This window comes from Rhizobium sp. 2MFCol3.1 (genome assembly GCF_000377565.1).
Lineage (GTDB): Bacteria > Pseudomonadota > Alphaproteobacteria > Rhizobiales > Rhizobiaceae > Rhizobium.
Genome location: NZ_KB898363.1, coordinates 126,499 through 144,792 on the forward strand (window position 1 = coordinate 126,499; position 18,294 = coordinate 144,792).

Annotated in this window: 25 protein-coding genes and 2 tRNA genes; 17 read left to right on the forward strand and 10 right to left on the reverse strand. The window is 60.0% G+C overall.

Going from position 1 to position 18,294, the window contains the following annotated elements; all coding sequences use genetic code 11:
- The first annotated feature begins 3 nt into the window (after positions 1-3).
- The 9 genes from D460_RS34590 to D460_RS0120425 are packed head-to-tail and all read left to right on the forward strand — an operon-like array spanning position 4 to position 4,823.
- Positions 4-1,710, forward strand: a complete 1,707-nt coding sequence (locus D460_RS34590; RefSeq protein ID WP_018900432.1) for a hypothetical protein — start codon at positions 4-6, stop codon at positions 1,708-1,710.
- A 10-nt stretch (positions 1,711-1,720) separates the two neighbouring features.
- Entirely contained in the window at positions 1,721-2,047 is a 327-nt protein-coding gene (locus D460_RS33350) for a hypothetical protein (protein WP_155947795.1), read from the forward strand.
- A gap of 40 nt (positions 2,048-2,087) precedes the next feature.
- The gene (locus tag D460_RS0120395; RefSeq protein ID WP_018900434.1) at positions 2,088-2,711 is read left to right on the forward strand and encodes a glycoside hydrolase family 19 protein; all 624 of its coding nucleotides are present in this window, start codon (positions 2,088-2,090) and stop codon (positions 2,709-2,711) included.
- Entirely contained in the window at positions 2,708-3,076 is a 369-nt protein-coding gene (locus D460_RS0120400) for a hypothetical protein (RefSeq protein WP_018900435.1), read from the forward strand. The genes D460_RS0120395 and D460_RS0120400 overlap by 4 nt, the downstream gene beginning before the upstream one ends.
- Positions 3,073-3,537 (forward strand): hypothetical protein, encoded by a 465-nt coding sequence (locus D460_RS0120405; protein ID WP_018900436.1) that lies wholly within the window; start codon positions 3,073-3,075, stop codon positions 3,535-3,537. The genes D460_RS0120400 and D460_RS0120405 overlap by 4 nt, the downstream gene beginning before the upstream one ends.
- Positions 3,519-3,827 (forward strand): hypothetical protein, encoded by a 309-nt coding sequence (locus tag D460_RS0120410; RefSeq protein WP_018900437.1) that lies wholly within the window; start codon positions 3,519-3,521, stop codon positions 3,825-3,827. The genes D460_RS0120405 and D460_RS0120410 overlap by 19 nt, the downstream gene beginning before the upstream one ends.
- Before the next feature lie 4 nt (positions 3,828-3,831).
- Positions 3,832-4,113, forward strand: a complete 282-nt coding sequence (locus D460_RS0120415) for a hypothetical protein (protein WP_018900438.1) — start codon at positions 3,832-3,834, stop codon at positions 4,111-4,113.
- Positions 4,113-4,334, forward strand: coding sequence for a hypothetical protein (locus tag D460_RS0120420; protein ID WP_018900439.1), 222 nt, complete (start codon positions 4,113-4,115; stop codon positions 4,332-4,334). The genes D460_RS0120415 and D460_RS0120420 overlap by 1 nt, the downstream gene beginning before the upstream one ends.
- Positions 4,335-4,823 (forward strand): hypothetical protein, encoded by a 489-nt coding sequence (locus D460_RS0120425; protein ID WP_018900440.1) that lies wholly within the window; start codon positions 4,335-4,337, stop codon positions 4,821-4,823.
- Between the two features lie 3 nt (positions 4,824-4,826).
- Here D460_RS0120425 and D460_RS0120430 read toward each other — a convergent pair whose 3' ends face one another.
- Genes D460_RS0120430 through D460_RS0120455 form a run of 6 tightly spaced genes read right to left on the reverse strand, consistent with a single transcriptional unit; the run spans position 4,827 to position 7,776 of the window.
- A complete protein-coding gene (locus D460_RS0120430; protein WP_018900441.1) occupies positions 4,827-5,384 on the reverse strand; it encodes an HNH endonuclease in 558 nt (185 codons plus the stop codon).
- Positions 5,381-5,623, reverse strand: a complete 243-nt coding sequence (locus D460_RS33355; protein ID WP_018900442.1) for a hypothetical protein — start codon at positions 5,621-5,623, stop codon at positions 5,381-5,383. Before D460_RS33355 ends, D460_RS0120430 begins: the two co-directional genes overlap by 4 nt.
- On the reverse strand, positions 5,620-6,015 hold the full coding sequence (locus D460_RS0120440) for a hypothetical protein (RefSeq protein ID WP_018900443.1): 396 nt from the start codon (positions 6,013-6,015) through the stop codon (positions 5,620-5,622). Before D460_RS0120440 ends, D460_RS33355 begins: the two co-directional genes overlap by 4 nt.
- Positions 6,012-6,785: a hypothetical protein gene (locus D460_RS0120445; protein WP_155947796.1), complete on the reverse strand. Its 774-nt coding sequence runs from the start codon at positions 6,783-6,785 to the stop codon at positions 6,012-6,014. The genes D460_RS0120440 and D460_RS0120445 overlap by 4 nt, the downstream gene beginning before the upstream one ends.
- A 44-nt stretch (positions 6,786-6,829) precedes the next feature.
- The gene (locus D460_RS0120450) at positions 6,830-7,036 is read right to left on the reverse strand and encodes a DUF2829 domain-containing protein (RefSeq protein WP_018900445.1); all 207 of its coding nucleotides are present in this window, start codon (positions 7,034-7,036) and stop codon (positions 6,830-6,832) included.
- Positions 7,033-7,776, reverse strand: a complete 744-nt coding sequence (locus D460_RS0120455) for a hypothetical protein (protein ID WP_018900446.1) — start codon at positions 7,774-7,776, stop codon at positions 7,033-7,035. Before D460_RS0120455 ends, D460_RS0120450 begins: the two co-directional genes overlap by 4 nt.
- Positions 7,777-7,860: 84 nt before the next feature.
- Between D460_RS0120455 and D460_RS33360 the strand changes: the two genes are divergently transcribed.
- Complete coding sequence (locus D460_RS33360) at positions 7,861-8,055, forward strand: hypothetical protein (protein WP_018900447.1); 195 nt, start codon at positions 7,861-7,863, stop codon at positions 8,053-8,055.
- Here the strand turns inward: D460_RS33360 and D460_RS0120465 are convergent.
- Positions 8,052-8,354 carry a hypothetical protein gene (locus tag D460_RS0120465; RefSeq protein ID WP_026283340.1) on the reverse strand — a complete coding sequence of 101 codons (303 nt, stop codon included), beginning with the start codon at positions 8,352-8,354 and terminating at the stop codon, positions 8,052-8,054. The two genes, D460_RS33360 and D460_RS0120465, sit on opposite strands and share 4 nt — an antisense overlap.
- Positions 8,355-8,475: 121 nt before the next feature.
- A tRNA-Pro gene (locus D460_RS0120470) sits at positions 8,476-8,552 on the reverse strand.
- 232 nt (positions 8,553-8,784) lie between these two features.
- Here D460_RS0120470 and D460_RS0120475 point away from each other — a divergent pair.
- From D460_RS0120475 to D460_RS0120490, 4 genes are all read left to right on the forward strand, one after another.
- On the forward strand, positions 8,785-10,398 hold the full coding sequence (locus tag D460_RS0120475; RefSeq protein WP_245267773.1) for a phosphoethanolamine--lipid A transferase: 1,614 nt from the start codon (positions 8,785-8,787) through the stop codon (positions 10,396-10,398).
- A 152-nt stretch (positions 10,399-10,550) separates the two neighbouring features.
- A complete protein-coding gene (locus tag D460_RS0120480) occupies positions 10,551-10,856 on the forward strand; it encodes an ETC complex I subunit (RefSeq protein WP_018900450.1) in 306 nt (101 codons plus the stop codon).
- A gap of 61 nt (positions 10,857-10,917) precedes the next feature.
- Positions 10,918-10,994, forward strand: a tRNA-Arg gene (locus tag D460_RS0120485).
- 37 nt (positions 10,995-11,031) lie between these two features.
- A complete protein-coding gene (locus D460_RS0120490) occupies positions 11,032-11,811 on the forward strand; it encodes a putative nucleotide-diphospho-sugar transferase (RefSeq protein ID WP_018900451.1) in 780 nt (259 codons plus the stop codon).
- A 326-nt stretch (positions 11,812-12,137) separates the two neighbouring features.
- On the opposite strand, the gene D460_RS0120495 is transcribed toward D460_RS0120490, so the two are convergent.
- Positions 12,138-13,346: an MFS transporter gene (locus tag D460_RS0120495; protein WP_018900452.1), complete on the reverse strand. Its 1,209-nt coding sequence runs from the start codon at positions 13,344-13,346 to the stop codon at positions 12,138-12,140.
- A 130-nt stretch (positions 13,347-13,476) separates the two neighbouring features.
- On the opposite strand from D460_RS0120495, the gene D460_RS0120500 reads away from it, so the two are divergent.
- Both D460_RS0120500 and glpD read left to right on the forward strand, forming a co-directional pair.
- Entirely contained in the window at positions 13,477-14,280 is an 804-nt protein-coding gene (locus tag D460_RS0120500; protein WP_018900453.1) for a helix-turn-helix transcriptional regulator, read from the forward strand.
- A 169-nt stretch (positions 14,281-14,449) separates the two neighbouring features.
- Positions 14,450-15,976, forward strand: coding sequence for a glycerol-3-phosphate dehydrogenase (gene glpD / locus D460_RS0120505; RefSeq protein ID WP_018900454.1), 1,527 nt, complete (start codon positions 14,450-14,452; stop codon positions 15,974-15,976).
- Between the two features lie 48 nt (positions 15,977-16,024).
- On the opposite strand, the gene D460_RS0120510 is transcribed toward glpD, so the two are convergent.
- The gene (locus D460_RS0120510) at positions 16,025-16,810 is read right to left on the reverse strand and encodes an IclR family transcriptional regulator (RefSeq protein ID WP_018900455.1); all 786 of its coding nucleotides are present in this window, start codon (positions 16,808-16,810) and stop codon (positions 16,025-16,027) included.
- Between the two features lie 166 nt (positions 16,811-16,976).
- Between D460_RS0120510 and D460_RS0120515 the strand changes: the two genes are divergently transcribed.
- Entirely contained in the window at positions 16,977-18,131 is a 1,155-nt protein-coding gene (locus D460_RS0120515) for an amidohydrolase (RefSeq protein WP_018900456.1), read from the forward strand.
- Positions 18,132-18,294: the final 163 nt, after the last annotated feature.

Consider the following 18,294-nt stretch of genomic DNA (forward strand, 5'->3'; position numbering starts at 1 on the left):
GACATGACGATCGCATATACGACAGGGCAAATCACCCTGACGAACGGCTCTGCTGTGGTTACTGGCATCGGCACCGCTTGGCAGGTGTCCCTGATCGCCGGTGGCTTCATTGCTGCTGAAGCGGACGGCAACCCCCTGCCGATCGCGACAGTCGACAGCGATACCTCAATCACAGCCGCGATTGAATGGATGGGGGCGAGCGGCACCTATGATTATGCTTTGGTCCGCGACACCGCCTATCTCCAGCAGCTCAACGTCAACAGCAATACGCTGGCGCGCCTGATCGCCGAACTCGATGCTGGCACGATCTTCAAATATGACGCCAGCGGTGATCTCGCTGGGCGTGCCACCTATGACGCTCGCGCCAAAGGGTTTTCGTACCTAGTATTCATCGGGGTGACGGTGCCTGTCTTGTACGTCAAGGCGTCCGCAACCTCTGGCGACTGGAGCGGCCCGTTCGCCTATGGCACTGGACCGGTCGGCCCGATGGGCCCGGCGGGTTACGTCAACCCGAGAGGGGTCTATAGTGCTGCAACCGCCTACTCTCGCAACGATGGCGTCTTGTACAATGGATCGTCGTTTGTTGCGCTGCAGCCGACGACGGGTAACGCGCCGCCGACCCTTCCGACGATATCGAACGCCTACTGGCAGCTCACGGCGCTCAAGGGGACGGACGGCACTGGTACGGGTGATGTCGTCGGGCCGGCAGGGGTGGTCGACGGTCTTGTAGCGGCATTTGACGGTGTCACGGGTAAACTCATAAAAGCACTGACGTCAGCAGAGTTGAAAGCCTTTATTGGTCCGACCGAAGGCAGAAACGACGCATTGTTAGCCATCGAAATAGCCGATCTCAAGGGGCAGCGGATGGGTATGATCGGTGGTGTGGCGGATGCGTTTGATGACGTGTCCGGTATCCTTGCTGGATCTTCGGCCAACTACGTCTATGATGCGGCGAACGACTGGTTCTCGCCTGCAAATGACATTTCTGCCGCTGCGGCGCCAAACACAACGGCGCCAATTAGCAATATCACTGTCTTTAACAGGGATGTTGCAATCTCGAATGGTCGCACGGTTTTGGGGCTTCTGCTGAACTCTTCAGTAGCTGGAAGCTACTCGTTGAAGATAGCGCAACGAACCGCTGCAGGGGCCTACAATATTGTCTACAACCAGGTGGTATCACATCCGGGTGGCGCTGTTCTTTATTCGCTCACCACTCCATACACCGTTCCGGCGTCTGGAACATTTTACATGGGGGCGTCTTCCCCACTGAGTAATCCCCAGTTCATTGCGTTGTCGTCTCGGGCTTACAAAACCGGAGATTTAACCGGCGCGCAAACCGGCTTCACCGAAGACGCGAACGTACAAACGTTTTCAATTGGGGCGGTGTACGGATTGCTCAACATGACGCTGGTTTCGGTCAACTACCCAACGCCATCCGCGCCCTCGATTGCCCGTGTTGCAGTACAGCTTGCCGACGCTTTGACTCTAGCGCCAAACACTGATTTCACCATGGAAGTGACGCGCGACGGCGGTACGACCTGGACTGCGGTAACTCTCGCGTTGACTATGCCGTCACTTGGCGGCGTGAAAATGTACGAGGGCACCGTTTCTTTGGTTGCCCAGCCAAGCGGCACAGCAATCGGCTGGCGGTTCAAGACGCTCACGAACAAGAACATCATCGCGTCGGGCGTTGTTTTGCAGCAATCATAAGGATCTCACCATGCCAACAATGTGGGGCACTCTGGCACCTGTAGCGGTTCCGGAAACGATAAGCCGTCGCCAGTTCTACCAGGAATTGGCCAACCGGGAGATGATCACCAAGGAAGAGGCGCTGGCGGCGATCGCTGCCAATACCTTGCCAGCTGAGTTTGCTGAGATGGTCGACGCCATCCTCGACGAGGATATCCAATGGCAGGCCCGCATGCTGCTCGCCGGCGCTACTGAGTTCAAGCGCAGCAACTGGTTCGTTGACTTCTTCGCCGCTATGAAGTCGCTTTCGAGCGAGTACATGGACGGCTTCTGGCGCGCTGGCGCCCTGCTGGACTGATCCAGACCGAACATCCTCTCACAAACCATCGGAGATCACCATGGACCGATCGCGATTCTTCGCGAGCGTTCGAACCTCATTGTTCGGCGGCTCGCTTACTGCGTCTCAAGTACAGGGGACGGAGGCCATTCTCGACGAGGCAGCGAAGGCTGTCATCGACGCGCGCTGGCTGGCCTATATGCTGGCGACGGCCTTCCACGAGACGGCTCGCACCATGCAGCCGGTCATCGAGACACGCCAGTCGGACGAGGTCACCAACCCGACGGTCGACAAGGCCATCGCCCGCCTGGAAAGCTCATGGGCAAAGGGCCGGATGCCTTGGGTCAAGTCGGCCTACTGGCGGAAGGATGCGCAGGGCAAGTCGTGGCTGGGCCGTGGGCTCGTGCAACTGACCCACAAGGCCAACTATGAGCGGATGGGGCCGATAGTCGGCGCCGACCTAGTTGGCAACCCGGATCTGGCCATGCGCGACGACGTCGCCGTCAAGATCATGTTCGAGGGTATGGCTCGCGGTCTCTTCACCGGCAAGAAGCTCGGCGACTACTTCACCGCGCAGAGCTCCGACTGGGTGAGCGCTCGCAAGATCATAAACGGCCTCGATCGGGCTAACGACGTCGCCGGCTATGCCAAGCGATTCTACGAAGCCTTGCAGGCTGCCGCATGAAGACGAAGGGGAAGCCCACTGAGGCGAAAAAGACCGGAGAGCCTGGCTGGAAATGGCGCCGCCTGATCATCTTCCCAGTCGTCACCTGGGCTTGCTGGCAGCTAATGAAGCTCATCGACGCGCCCGACACTAGGGTCAATGAAACAGTCGCATGGATATGGGGCGTCATGATCATGGTCCTCGTGCTCGGCTACACCGGGTTTGCGACCGTCCAAGACATCATCGCGATCTGGCGCACTGGGACTGGCCTGCCATACGCCACGCCTCCTGTGGCCGTCGACGGCGATCCGGTCGATCGGGCTTGCCCAGAGCCATACGAGCCTCCGCCCCAACCATTCAACGCCAAAGACGAGGGCAGGCCATGATTGGTGCCATCTTCACATTCCTGTACCGCGCGATCGGCTTCGGTGGCTTGGCCTTCCTTGGTCTCTACGTCTACGACTGGGGCATTCCGGGCGCGTCGCGCATTCCATACCTGTCGAGCATCCCGATCATCGGTGACCTCACGACGGGTAGGGCGCACTCCTTCGCCGCCGATCAGGTCAAGCTCGCCACGGCCGCTCAGACGGCCATCTACAACGCCCGCATCGAGAAGATGGTGTCCGCAGCCGAACTGACGGCAGCAAACGCTACGCTGGCCCGTGAGCGCGCTTTAAGGCGAATGGCGGACGAAGCGGCGGCGGAAGCCGACAAGCGCGCCATTGACGCCAAGCGAGGCGAGGAAGCCAAGGCTGCCGAGATAGAACGCCTCCGTGCTGAAGCCGATCAGGATGCCGAACTCTCACGCCCTAACGATAAGGACAGGTCATGGTCACCAAAACGATAGCCGTCCTCGTCATGGCAGTGGCTCTCGCTACTTGCCAGTCGACGGACGAGAAGGCGGACGGGCGCTTGCAGTCTGCTGCGGTGACGCGAGGGCAGGCGGCCGCGCAAAGCCCGCCCATTGTCCCGATCCCAGCCTGCATCGCCCATATGGAGCGAGTCCAGCTCCGAGACGAGCCGTGGGTGATCTTCAAGTTCCGATGGGAGGTCGCGGCCGACAACCGGGACAAGCAGGCTGACGACTGCGCGGCATGGATTGCCGATCTCAACCGGCGAAACGCCACGGTGAAGTGAAACCATGCAGCCAGACATAGCAACCGGCATCACAGCGCCATTCTTCGCCAACGGCATCATAGGCTCGATCTGTGTCGCCCTGGCCCTCTTCATCCTCAAACTGTGGACGGAAATGAAAAACGAGAGAGCAGCGCACAAGGTCGAGCTCGCGGCCAAAGACGCTCTCATCGAAAAGCTGTATGATGCCAGGATCAATGAAGCGCGGGTCGGTTTCGAGATCATCAAGGCGAATGAACGCTCTCTCGATGCCTTTGTCGCCGCGGTCAACGCAAGGAAGGCATCCTGATGGCATTCCTGAACCTAGTGAAGCGCATGTTGGATACCCGGATTGAACCGGTGACCTCCGATAGCGTTGCCCCCGCCGAACGAAACCACGCCAAGGAAAGACAGCTGCATGAGGCTGTCACTGACATGGTCCAAGCCAAGTTCAACGTCGAGCGTCGATCTTGGGAAATACGGCAGGAACTTGCCGGGAATGTCCTCAGCATCGTATCTGGAAAAATATAAATGATCAGAAGCCTCACGCCTAATCGCGCCGTCGTCTTCGCTGTCGGTGCGTTCCTTGCCTACTGGATCGCCTCGATGTTCGTGCCGCCGCTCGTGCTGCGCGATATCTTCAACTCATTGGCCTTCGGGACAGCGGTGATCATCACGATCACCTGGGGGCCAGCCGCGTTTCGAGCCGTCAAAAATGGTGCTGACAGCGGTGAATGGTTGCTCGTACTCGCCATCTTCCTGATCTGGCTGGTGGTGCTCTGCCAGCGGCTATACGTCATTGCCTTCAATTGGCTCGGTAGACCTGAGAGTTGGGCCTTGTCCCCGGTGTCCGGCTTTTGGCCCTACTCATACACTGTGGCAGGAATGTTATTCCTGAGCGCACCCGGCTTTCGGGATGGCGACCTTTCAACCCGGAACATCTGGGCGATCATCTTGGCGGTGGCAATTGGCTCCCTGCTGGCTGGCGTGATGATAGGTGCATCCATCTCCACCGTTTGAAGGTTAGGAGCCGTGACGGGCAGAATAGCCGAACTCTGCGTTTCTGCTGAGCCTCGCTTCCGTCGCGGCTTCAATTGACGGGAAATAGCCGATGAACTTGTTTTGTCCGACTTCCGTTGAGATGTATGCCATCCATTTCCCCCTCCGTTTGTCGAAGCACACACCCGTCACGCCGCTGGTATTGCGCTTGTACTGGGCTGTGTTGCGCCTGTTCACGGAGGTCGACACGTCCCTGAGATTGACGAACCGATTGTCTGCTCTGTTGCCGTTCTCGTGGTCAATCTGGTCTGCCGGCCACTCTCCAGTTTCGAGAAGCCACGCGACACGGTGAGCGAAATACTGCTTCCCATCGATCGTTCCGTGGAGATATCCCGCTGAGTGTTTGGTGGTCAGTGCAGGCTTGTTGGCATATCTCGCGTTCCACGCCGCACAGGATTGCTCTCGTCCCCAGCGGCTATCTTTGAACATCGCTGGCTGGCGTTCTAGCCACGTAAGCTGCCCGGTCTCACGATCATAGCGGATCAGCTTGCTGATCTGTTCAAAGCTCAGTTCATCTTTCATTTGCTACACACATCGCTCTGTACGGGCGGTGGGGGGCTGGCATCGAGATAGCGGAGCGCCCATGTGGGATGGTAGATGCCCGCCCAATTGTCGCCGTCGAGCCTGATCCGGAGCCTGCCGCTATCCGCTCGAATGATGGTGCCAAAGCGCGGCCCAGAACCATTGTCGCCCGCATACTCGACGCGACCGCCGCGTTTGGCAGGAACCCTGTAGTTCTTCCTGACCCACTCCATGCTCATATTTGTGCCTCCGGAGAATTGATGATGCGCATAACGGCGTCAGCCTGCCATGCCACAAGATCTCGATTGCCCTTGAAACCTTCCGTGGCGCCGGGATCGAACAGCGCTTTCATGATGCGGCTGCGCAAGGGGTCGGCCGGTGGGGTGGCGCGAAGGAACCGGCCACATTTCTCCGGCCCGCAGTGGTCAATCTTCTCCACGGCGAACTCGAAAGGCACAATCCATGCGTCAGGGTGTCCCGGCCACGTGTAGCCGCTGCCGCCATGGCGCCAAACGCCGTTCTCAGTCTGGATTTGCACCATGACGCCCGCCCACGACTGCGCGCGTTTGCTGTTCGGATATTGCCGAAGGTACTTCTGTGTTATGAAGTCGCGACCAAATAGCCTGCTCATCGGCCCACCTTCGTAGAGGCGAGAGCGTCAACCGCCGAGCGCAAGCCCTCGAAAGCGTCGAAAGGCACGATCCAGCACTTTTCGCCGCTGTCGTCTTCGAAGCTGCCCAAATGCCCGTTGCGCTTCTTGTAGGTGTCTGACGCGCTAACGATCACGTCCTTGGCCGCTTCAATCAGCCGATCAGCGCCAACCACATTCGAAACGGGCGATGGGTGTAGAGCGTCACGACGCCTTTCGAGCAGATGCAAGCAAGCCTCGACCTTTGCATAGGTTGTCATGCTTTTGGTAAATTCAGGCATGATCGGGTGGCCTTGATCATCGCCCTGACCTTCGGCAAGCATGGCGTCGATTTCCTCAAGCTCACGGGCCAGATCAAGCCGACGCACGATGATATCTTGCGCCTGATTGGGTGAGTAGCAGACATCATCAGGAACGCCGATCTTCTCAATCAGAAGCCAGGCCAGAACCGCCTCAGCAGAGGTCATAGGCGTGTAGCCACCGTCAGCCATGAAGGCATCGGCGTCATAAAGATCACCACGCACATTCTCTATGGGCGATGGGGGCTGGCCGAAGGGGAGCCAGCCAATTACCTCACCAGCGCCAGTCACGAAGCAATCTTGCTGCCAGTCCCACCCTGCAAAATCCCACCGATCTTCCTGCGTGTTCGCGAGGTTGTTAAAGCCGATGGTCTCGTATGGCTCTCGGCTATCGTCAAAAGGCGTGAATGCGTCATTCTCATCCTGACCCTGCCGGATCAGTAGGTGAAGCATTGTCCCATCCTTGGGGGCGCAGACCGGATCGTTCCAATTCCGCATCAGACGATCTCCCAATCCTGAGAGAAGACGTCGTCCTGAGAAAATACCCATCCAGGCTGGCGCTCGCCTTGTGCCGTGCGTAAAACCAGAACTGGCTTGAAGCCGATCGCTTCGTACTGATAGACGTACATGCCCTTTCCATTCCATCCAGAACGGGCGATGCGGTGTCCTTCAAGGACAGCCTTGATAGCTTCGTGCGATTTCATGATTGGACTTCTCCGGGGTTGTGAGGTGTGGCTGATCCGCCAAGATATTGAGGGGCTTGGCATCTAGTCGCGCTCTCAAGCGCTGCGCGGATGAGCGCTCTGGCTTTTGCCGATACGTCGTTGTCATCGAGCAAGGCGAGGGCTGTTCCAATTTCGTCCCAAACACGACCCGCCACGTCTTGGTCGGGGGCCTCTTCGACGGCGGCCATCAAATGAACGATCACATCATCGATGGCGTCGCGAAGCATCTCCTTTTCCTCTTCGGTCGGCGGGTAGCAATCTGCATCCTCGTTTTCGGATGCCGGGGCGTAGCGGTAGCTTTCCAGATATTTCGCCACATCGAAGCGATGCAAAGCGCGTATCGCATGGGCCTCGCAAGCGTCCCGCAATGAGCGGGCTGCTGGTTCGAGCGACTTGGCATCGATCGAAATCGTTAGGTCAACGCGCTCTCCCGTTGCCTTCCACGAGCGCCACGCGATCCGGCCATCCCACCAAAGAACATAACCCTCCGGCCATTTTGACAGGCGAACAACGCTGCCTTCCGGGGTTTCTTCCGAGTAAAGCGCTTTAGTGCCGTCGCCGGTCGCGGGCTCGGCATTCATCGATGCTGGTCTTGTCCTCTCGTAGATCAGGCGTGAAATCTTCATGCGTGCCGTCGATACGTCGCCGCAGGTCATGATCTCGCGGATTTGATCGTCGCTGATTGGAGCAAATCGTCCCATCTTCCCGCCGTCCGACATCTTTTGCCTCCATTGGTTGCCATTGTAATCGTCCCCGATTATAAATCTTAAACGGGGACGATTACAAGCGATGGAGAGCCCGCTTTGACAAATTTATCGGGGACGATTAATCAGGGCCGCATGGGGCGTCCAACTCTCAATGTTGTGGAAACGAAAGTGCGGATCTCGCAAGAGACGAAGGACCGAATCAAAGCCATTGCTGGTAACTACCGCATGGCCGACTTCATTCGTGAAGCCATCGAGAACGAACTATCCCGCCGGGAAGAGAAGCAGGATTAGTCCTGCCGTGAGCCTTTGAGGCCATTCGCCGCCATCAGCGCGTGATAGTATTCCTCGACCATCCTCATGGCTTCGCGGCCTTCCGCTTCATATCCTGTGTGCGGTGTATGCCGGTGGCGGACGTGAGGACCGTGTGCCGCCCAATGCCACTTCCCCTTCGTCGGCCCATGCTCCTGCAACTGTATCCTCCCTATCCCGATCTCCCCGTCATAGCCTGACCAGTCGGAATCGCGAGGCTCGTCGTTCTCATCCAGCTTCGTGCGGCGCCAGTGGTAGAGGGGTTGGTAGCGATCGGGCATGCGGGTGATCGTCTCCCACAGATGCTGAAATGGCGGGCTTCTCCCACGGTGCTCCCACAAAGGGAGGTTCAGCAGCATTCGAAAAGTTGGGAATTGCCGAGTAATCTCAGGCGCTTGTCGGTGGTCGGAGTGGAGAGATTCGAACTCCCGACCCTCTGGTCCCAAACCAGATGCGCTACCAGACTGCGCTACACTCCGTGCCAACGAGGAGCGCAATACACGGTTCGATCATGCGCTGCAATAACTAAAATCGTCTTTTCACAAGGATCGGCTCTCTCCCGTTCGTTCAGGTTGATGTCAGTATCGAATGCCATCCCCCGCGGCTTGGTCGCTCGGCATCTTAGCCGGGCATGCGGTTTCAGGATGGGTGGAATTGGAAGACACGGTTTTAGCGGAGCCTAGCGAGAGCTTTCGGCCGAAGATCGGGAGCGTGACGCTATCGGTATTGACGGCGATCTATATTCTCGTGGTGGCCAACCACACCTTCTGGACCCGCGCTTTCGGCTATCTCTCCTCGGCCCCCGTTGCCTTCGCCGCCTTCGTGATCGGCATTTCGACGCTGACCATCGCTGCGCTGACGACTTTCTCGGTGAAATACCTGACCAAGCCTACGCTGATCTTCTTTTTGATGGTGGCGGTGGTGTCGTCTTGGTTCACGGACCAGTTCGGCGTGATCATCGACAAGGAGATGATCCGCAATGCGGCGGTGACGACGCAGGCGGAATCGGCGCATCTGATCACGCTGTCCTTCCTGCTGCACATCCTGCTCGCCGGTGTGTTGCCGTCGCTGTTCATCATCTGGGTCAGGGTCGTTCACAAGCCGTTCCTGAAGAAATTCGTCTGGAACATGGCCGTCATCGTGCCCTGCCTTGGTATCACCATGGCGGCCGGGCTCGGATTCTCGCAGACCTATGCCTCGGTCGGGCGTCTCCACAAGGACCTGATGCTGACGCTCAACCCCTTCGTTCCGATCGGCAGTGCCGCGCGCTTCGCCTTCGCCTCGGAGGATGACCGCTATATCGTGCGCCGGCCGCTCGGTACGGATGCGCATCAGCGCACGGCGAGCGCCAATGGTAAGCCCCGGGTGACGATCATCGTTGCCGGCGAGACGGGCAGGGCGCAGAATTTCTCGCTCGGCGGCTACCCGCGCGAGACCAATCCCGAGATGAAGGCGCGCGGCGTCATCTACTATAAGAATTCGACGAGCTGCGGCACCTCCACGGCGGTGTCCTTGCCCTGCATGTATTCGGTCTATACTCGGGCGGACTATACGCATCGCAAGGGCCTTGAGACTGACAACCTCACGGATATTCTCGGCCACGCCAAGGTCGATGTCGAGTGGTGGGACAATGACACCGGCAGCTATGGCGTCGCCAACCGCATTCCCTATCGCTTCCTGCCTGATGCCGCCGATCCGCGCTTCTGCACGGACGGCGAATGCCTCGACACCGTGCTGCTCGACAAGCTCGGCGACTGGCTATCGAATGTGAAGAGCGACAGCGTTCTCGTGCTGCATCAACTCGGGAGCCACGGGCCGGCCTATTACCGGCGCTACCCCGACGATTTCCGCCGCTTCACGCCGGATTGCCGCACACCGGAGTTCGGCGCCTGCAAGCCGGAGGAGGTCGTCAATGCCTACGACAACACGATCCTCTTCACAGATCACGTGGTGGCCAAGGTCATCGACAATCTGAAGAAGCACCAGGACAAGATTTCGGCTTCAATGCTCTATGTCTCCGACCATGGCGAATCGCTGGGTGAGAACGGGCTCTATCTTCACGGCGCGCCCTATATCATCGCGCCGGCGGAGCAGACGCGGGCGCCGATCATCGTCTGGCTGTCGCCGGATTTCAGCGTGGCATCCGGCATCGATACGGCCTGCCTCGCGGCCAGTGCCGCCAATCCGGTGTCGCACGACAATTTCTTCCACAGCGTTCTCGGGCTGATGGATGTCGAAACCAGCGTCTACGACGCGAAGCTCGACCTGTTTTCCGCTTGCCGGAAAGTGCCGGACAAGGCGGTGCAGGCGTCGTTCAAGGGGTAGGTCGCTGGCGGGCGAGCCCCACGGCTTTTCGCTTGAAAAGGAAGGGATTCGCCGCTAAGCAAAATTCATCTATCTGTGCGATCGTAGATGAAGATGTCCCGCAAGGGGGCAGTCCATTGATTGCGAAAGCCATAATTCGGAGGCGTGCAGCTATGTCTGCCAAGATCTATCGTCCAGCAAAGACCGCCATGCAATCCGGCAAGGCAAAGACTCACCTCTGGGTGCTGGAGTTCGATCAGGAAACGCCGCGCACGATCGACCCGATCATGGGCTACACCTCGTCGTCGGACATGCGCCAGCAGGTAAAGCTGAATTTCGAAACGCAGGAACTGGCCGAAGCCTATGCACAGCGCAACGGCATCGAATACCGGGTGATCGCGCCGAAAGATCCGCAGCGTCAGACGGTGGCATATCCGGATAATTTCCGCTATACGCGCACGCAGCCCTGGACGCACTGATCGGCGCACCGATCGCTTCCAGAGCCCATGCCTTCGATGCGCCCAGGCGCATCGGCAGTGTGGCCCCTTAGCTCAGCTGGATAGAGCACCTGCCTTCTAAGCAGGTGGTCGCAGGTTCGAATCCTGCAGGGGTCGCCATTCATTTTCTGTCCGACATGGACAGCCAGGATTGAATATGACCACGAACCTATTTTACCGGTTCCTTGACCTCTTCAGCAAGTCGAAAGCCAAGTACCGCGATCACGTCGTATCTTTCCCGACGGATTCGGAGATCGTCTTATCCCGCGGCTTCAAGGGCGACATCGTCGCCTTTCACACGGCGGACTCGTTTTACGCGAACGAGGCAGCGCGCATGGTGGCGTCTGCTGAGCGTCTTGGGCTGACGGTCCATACAACGGCGATCGAGAGTGCCGGCACGTGGGTGCGCAACGCGGCGCTCAAGCCGACATTTCTCCTGGAGGCGCGCAGGAAATTTCGCGGCCCGCTGCTCTACGTCGACGTCGATGCGGTGTTCCATCGTGACCCGTGGCCGGTGCTGGCCGGATATGACTGCGATGTGGCAGTTTATCGCGAGGGCGACCGGCTGATTTCCGCGACCATTCTGCTGAACGATACGCCAGCGACGCTCCGGCTTCTGGAAGTGTGGAAAGAGCGCTGCGACAACGATCCAGATATATGGGATCAGGTCGTGCTTCAGGAAATTCTTGATCAGGATCGGACCTCGGGTACGCCGCTCTACAAGGTCAAGGAACTCTCCGCGTCCTTCTGCTGGATATTCGACCGGCTTTCGAACCCGAAAGGCGAGACCGTCTACATCGAGCAGCTTCAGGCGAGCCGACAGGCTACAGCGGGCAAAACATGCCGCCGCAACAAAAAGCTCGAACGTCGTCGCGAAAGGATCGCGACCATCGAAAAAAGCCTGGCACCCTCCATGCGCAAGAACAAGGCCGCCTAACATCGATTTCGGTTCGTGCGTGCTGAATTCCCGCTCGGACTTGAATTCGCCACATTGACCTCCCATATGAGGTCCATCGGCATTGCTGGTCAGTGTTCCACACAGCGAACGCTCGCAGTTGCCGGTATCGCGTTTATGCTTTTGACCACGGATGTACTGGCACTGGTGTGAGATGCGAATAGGAAGGTCGGTGCGGTTTCGCCCCGGCCTTTTTTATTGTCCGGAATTTGGGTCTGCTTAAAACTTCGCGTGATGTTCAAATGGAAAAGGCCGAAGCGGGTGCTTCGGCCTTTTGTGGTTTTTGAAGATGTTGCGGCTTTACGCGGCTATTTCGCTGATGTTGCGTGGCGCCGGCCTTTGCCGAGATCAGGCAGGAAGACGGTGAGCAGGCCGAGCAGCGGCAGGTACGAGCAGATGTTGTAGACGAAGACGATGCCCATGCGGTCCGCCACCATGCCAAGTGCCGCCGCGCCGATGCCGCCGATGCCGAAGGCGAAGCCGAAGAACAGGCCGGCGATCATGCCGACGCGTCCGGGTACCAGTTCCTGCGCGAAGACGACGATGGCTGAGAAGGCAGACGCCAGGATGATGCCGATCACGAAGGTTAGTACGATCGTCCAGGTGTAGCCCGCATAGGGCAGCGCCAGCGTGAAGGGCAAGGCGCCGAGGATCGAGAACCAGATGGTGAACTTCGTGCCGAACCAGTCGACGATCGGGCCGCCGGCGACCGTGCCGATGGCAACCGCGCCCAGGAAGACGAAGAGCAGGATCTGCGCCTCTTGGACCGACACCTGGAAACGCTCGATCATGTAGAAGGTGTAGTAGCTCGAAAGACTGGTCATGTAGACGTATTTCGAGAAGACCAGCATGGCGAGGACCGCGATCGACATGATCACCTTGGCGCGCGGCAGCACGACGGCGGGCATGGCAGCCTTGCGGCCGGCATTGGTGCGGCGGTGGTTCGAATACCAGACGCCCACGCGCCACAGGATGATCATCCCAGTCAATGCGGCAACCGAGAACCATGCGACGCTGGTCTGTCCGCGCGGCAGGACGATGAAGGCGGCGGCCAGCGGGCCGATGGCCGAGCCGAAATTACCGCCCACCTGGAACAACGACTGCGCCAGACCGTGGCGTCCGCCCGACGCGAGGCGCGCAACGCGCGAGGATTCCGGATGGAAGACCGCCGAGCCCAAGCCGACGACGCCGGCGCCGACGAGCAGCACCCAATAGGCATGCGCATAGGCGAGCAGCACCAGGCCGATCAGCGTGAAGCCCATGCCGATCGAGAGCGAATAGGGCAGCGGGCGCTTATCCGTATAGATACCGATCAGCGGCTGCAGCAGCGAGGCCGTGACCTGAAAGACCAGGCCGAGCAGACCGATCTGGGTGAAGTCGAGACCGTAGCCGTCCTTGATCATCGGATAGAGGGCCGGGATGAGCGACTGCATCGTGTCGTTCAAGAGATGGCAGAAGCTGACTGCCATGATGATGCTGAAAACCGTCTGTTCCGCGGAGTGTTTCTCCGCCGTCATTGTGCCTGTTGTCACGATGTTCCTCCTGAGAACCTGACTATCCGCATAGTCTCCTTGTGATAGTCCCGCTTTCGTGTTTTGGTCTCATTCTTTCGCGATTGGGCCAGGGCTTATGAAAGCGTTGCAAAATATGACATCGGCCGAACTGGCCAAGCTCCATGTCGAGCGGTTGGCGGCCATCGAGGCTGCGTCCGAGCCGGTTCACACGATCCCGTCCGAGTACCCCTCGGGCTATCACGTAGCCACCCATCGGCACAGCCGCGCGCAGTTCGTCTATGCGCGCACCGGCGTGGTCATGGTGTCGTCGCGGCAGGGGCGCTGGATGGTGCCGCCGGAGCACGCGCTGTGGATACCGGCCGGGCTGGATCACTCGGTGGACATGCTGGGCGAGGTGACAATGCTCTCGGCCTATATCAGCTCCGATGCGCTGGTCGCGCTGCCTGAGGCCATCCGCGTGGTCGGGCTTACCGATCTTGCGCGTGCGCTGATCATCGAAGCGGTGTCGCCAAGTGGTGATCTTAAAGGTTCGCGGCGGCAGCGGCTGGTGGTCGCGCTGCTGCTCGAGGAGATTTCGCGGCTGCCGGACCGCTCGCTTGGCCTGCCCATTCCCGGCGACGCCAGGCTTGCGGGGCTTTGTCGCGCCTTTCTGGCGAACCCGACCGCGCGGCTCCTGATCGACGATTGGGCCGAGCAGCTGAACATGAGCCGGCGGGCGTTCACCCGCGCATTCCGGCGCGAGACCGGCATCAGCCTTTCGACATGGCGGCAGCAGGCTGCCTTGTTTACGGCGTTGCCACGGCTGGCGGCGGGCCAGCCGGTCACAACAGTTGCGTTCGATCTCGGTTACGAAAGCGTCGCGGCGTTCACCACCATGTTCAAGCGCATGCTTGGCGCGCCGCCTCGCGCCTATTTCCGGGTTGCCGAGCCCAATTGAAATTCCTCGATAATTTCGAGCGCAGGCCTTTCGCGCTGTCACACGCCCGACATCGGCGCGCGGCATAACTGTGCGAAACATTCGTTTGACATTCGAATGAGTTTCGCTTTAACTGTTTTCACTTTCGCAATTGCGTTGTCTTGTTTGCGTTGCGGCATTTTCTGGGGGCATGGGACGCGTGAGCGGTCAGATTCACGATCTTTTCGTTATCGGTGGCGGCATCAATGGCTGCGGTATCGCGCGTGACGCGATCGGGCGCGGCTACTCCGTTGCGCTGGCGGAGATGAACGATTTCGCCTCCGGCACGTCTTCCGGCGCCACCAAGCTCATTCATGGCGGCCTGCGCTATCTCGAGCATTACGAGTTTCGTTTGGTGCGCGAATCGCTGATGGAGCGCGAGATCCTGTGGGCGATGGCGCCGCATATCATCTGGCCGATGCGTTTCGTGCTGCCCTATCACAAAGGCGGGATCCGGCCGGCATGGCTGATCCGGCTGGGGCTGTTTCTTTACGATCATCTTGGCGGCCGCAAGCTCTTGCCGCCGACCAAGGTGCTCGACATGCGCCGCGATCCGGCGGGCAAGCCGTTGAAGTCGCTCCTCTCGAAGGCGTTCGAGTATTCCGATGGCTGGGTCGACGACGCCCGCATGGTGGTGCTGAACGCCCGCGACGCCGCCGACAAGGGGGCGCTGATAATGCCGCGCACCAAGGTCGTCTCCGCGCACCGCGAGAACGGTGTCTGGGCGATCGAGACTGTGGATACGGTGACCGGCGAGAAGCGGCACTTCCAGGCTCGTATGCTGGTCAATGCTGCTGGTCCGTGGGTCGATCACGTCATTCGCGCTGCCTTCGGGCAGAACGAGGCGCGGCATGTACGTCTCGTCCAGGGCAGCCATATCGTCGTGAAGAAGAAGTTCAACGATCCCCGGGCCTACTTCTTCCAGAACCCCGACAACCGCATCATCTTCGCGATCCCCTACGAGCAGGATTTCACGCTGATCGGCACCACCGATCGCGACTACAAGGCCGATCCGAAGGATGTGAAGATTTCGGACGAAGAGACGACCTATCTCTGCAAGGCCGCGAGCGAATATTTCAACGAGCCGGTGCGGCCGGAAGATATCGTCTGGACCTATTCGGCCGTGCGCCCGCTGTTCGACGATGGCGCGTCCAAGGCGCAGGAAGCGACGCGCGATTACGTGCTGAAACTCGAAGGCGAGGGCGCGCCGGCGCCGTTGCTCAACGTGTTCGGCGGCAAGCTCACGACCTATCGCCGGCTGTCGGAGCACGCGCTGGAGAAGATCAGTGCTGCGATCGGCGCCAAGGGTGCCCCGTGGACGGCCAAGAGCCATCTGCCCGGCGGCGACTTTCCGGCGCAGGGATACGAGGCGGAAGTGCGCAAGCTGAAGGGCAGCTATCCGTTTCTCATCGATACGCATGCCCGCCGCCTCGTTCGCCGCTACGGCACGAAGGCCGCGGCGCTTTTGGGACAGGCGCGCGGGACCGAGGATCTCGGGCGCTGTTTCGGGAGCGATCTCTATGAGGTGGAGGTTCGCTACCTGATCGAGCACGAATGGGCGAGACACGCCGATGACGTGCTCTGGAGGAGAACGAAGGAGGGCTTGCGCTTGACGAGGGAGCAAGCCGCGGTTTTGGAGGAGTACATGGCTGCCGCGCCGGCCGAGATCGCCGTATAGGTTTGGCTCGACACGAATGAGCGGCTGCGGGGAAGCTTTCCCGCCCGCTCAGCCCGTGATTTTCACGTCCGATCCGGCCAGCAGTGAGAGGTCGCGCGCGGCCTGTTGCAGCATGACGATCGTCCCGTCGATATCGGGTGCGTCAGGCGCGTTGACGAGGCCGATATAGGGGCAGGTGAGGGCGGCGATGACGCGGCCGTCGGGGCCGAGGATCGGGGCCGAGAGGTTGTGGACGCCGGCGGTCTGGGCGCTCGGCATTTTCTCGTAGCCGCGTTCACGGATATCGCTGAGGCGCTGATAGAACTCCGGTCCCGGCCGCTTGGCCTTGGGATCGCGGGCGTGCTCGGCGATCATCATCTCGCGCTCCTCATCGGTGCGGAAAGCGAGCAACACGTGGCCGGATCCTGTTTCGAGCAAGCTCATATGCGAGCCGACGCGGATCGATATACCCCAGTAGTTCGGCGCCTCGTGCTGGGCGATAACGACGGCGGAACCGCGGTCGAAAACCACGAGATGGTTCGCCTGGCGGGTGCGCTGCGCGAGGTCGCGCATCAGCGGCATGGCGAAGGATGCGAGACGGCGGGCAGGGGCGTGCAGCTGGGAGAGGCCGAAGAGCTTCAACGTCAGCGTGAAGCGGTCGCCCTCAAGCTTGGTGACATAGCCGCGGCGCACCAATCTGTCGAGCATGCGGTAGAATTCGTTGGGACTGCGGTCTAGGCGCTTGGCGATTTCCGCCTGGGTCAGCCCCTCCTCGACACTCGCAAGAAGCTCGAGGATATCAAGCCCCTTGTCCAAGGCAGGCGCCCGGTACCGGTCGGCTTCATCCGCGTCCATGCTGTTCTCCTGTGAATATGCCCTTACATATACAAATAAGCCGAATCCGAAAAGCGAAAGTTCGGCCGTGCTATCGACTGTGCGGGACAACTTCCCCGTTTCACGAAGCAGCTTGCTACCCAGGTCAGGCGCACATAGCATGCGGCAGATTTGCAGGATGAGGCCGATGTTTCTGACGCAGGAAGAGCTTTCAAATATCACCGCGTTTCGCCGCGAGCTTCACCGCTATCCCGAAGTGTCGGGCGAAGAGGTCGAGACCGCGCGCCGGGTGCAGGAAGCGCTGCTTCTGGCAAAGCCCGATCGGATCGTGTCGAACCTTGGCGGCCATGGCGTGGCCGCTGTCTATGACGGGGCCATTCCGGGGCCGACGGTGCTCATCCGCTGCGAGCTCGATGGGTTGCCGATCGAGGAGATCTCCAACGAGGAATACCGCTCGACGATCCCCGGCAAGGGGCATCTTTGCGGTCACGACGGCCACATGTCGATCCTGATGGCGGTCGCAACCGCGCTTGGGCAGAAGCGGCCGAACAAGGGGCGTGTGATCCTCCTGTTCCAGCCGGCCGAGGAGAATGGCGCCGGTGCCGCCGCAGTTCTCGCTGATCCTCAGTTCGCGACGCTGAAGCCCGATATGGCGCTCTCGCTGCACAATCTTCCCGGTGTGCCGCTTGGGCATGTGCTGCTGCGCGAAGGTCCCGTCAACTGCGCGTCGCGGGGTATGAAGATCATTCTCAACGGCAAGACTTCGCACGCCTCCTGCCCGGAGGATGGCGTTGCGCCGACATTCGCGCTGGCGAACCTGCTTGGCGGGCTGACCGCGCTCGGGAGCGTCGCACCTGTCGGTCCCGACTTCGCGCTGGTGACCGTCACCCATGCCCGGCTCGGCGAGCCCGCCTTCGGCATCAGCCCCGGGCGGGCGGAGATATGGGCGACGCTCAGGACGCTGACCGACGAGCGGATGGCCGGGCTGGTGCAGCGCGCCGAGATGCTGGCGAAGAACGAGGCGGATGCGGCCGGGCTGACGATCGAGATCACTTACGAGGATGTGTTTCATCAGTGCTTCAATTCGCCGGAAGCCGTCGATGCGCTACGCCGAGCGCTGGATGACGAGGGTGTCAGCCACCAGAGCGACAGCCGCCTGCTGCCGATGAAGGGCTCGGAGGATTTCGGGCTGTTTCGAACCGTCGCGCCATCGGCGATGTTCTTTCTCGGGTCGGGTGAAACGCATCCGCAATTGCACAATCCGGATTATGATTTTCCCGAGGCGTTGATCCCGATCGGGGCGGGCGTGTTTTTGCGCGCGATCACCAATATCCTCGGTTGATGAGGCCGCAGATTTGATTGATGTCATGTGCGCCGGCTCATCGAAATTGCCCGCGCAGGTCGTTTTTCCCTTTCCCGCTCGGCGGGATGGGCCTATCTACGATCGGGTTCGACCGACGCCCCACGCCGCACGTGCTGTTGCCGGCCGTTTGATCCAGATTTCA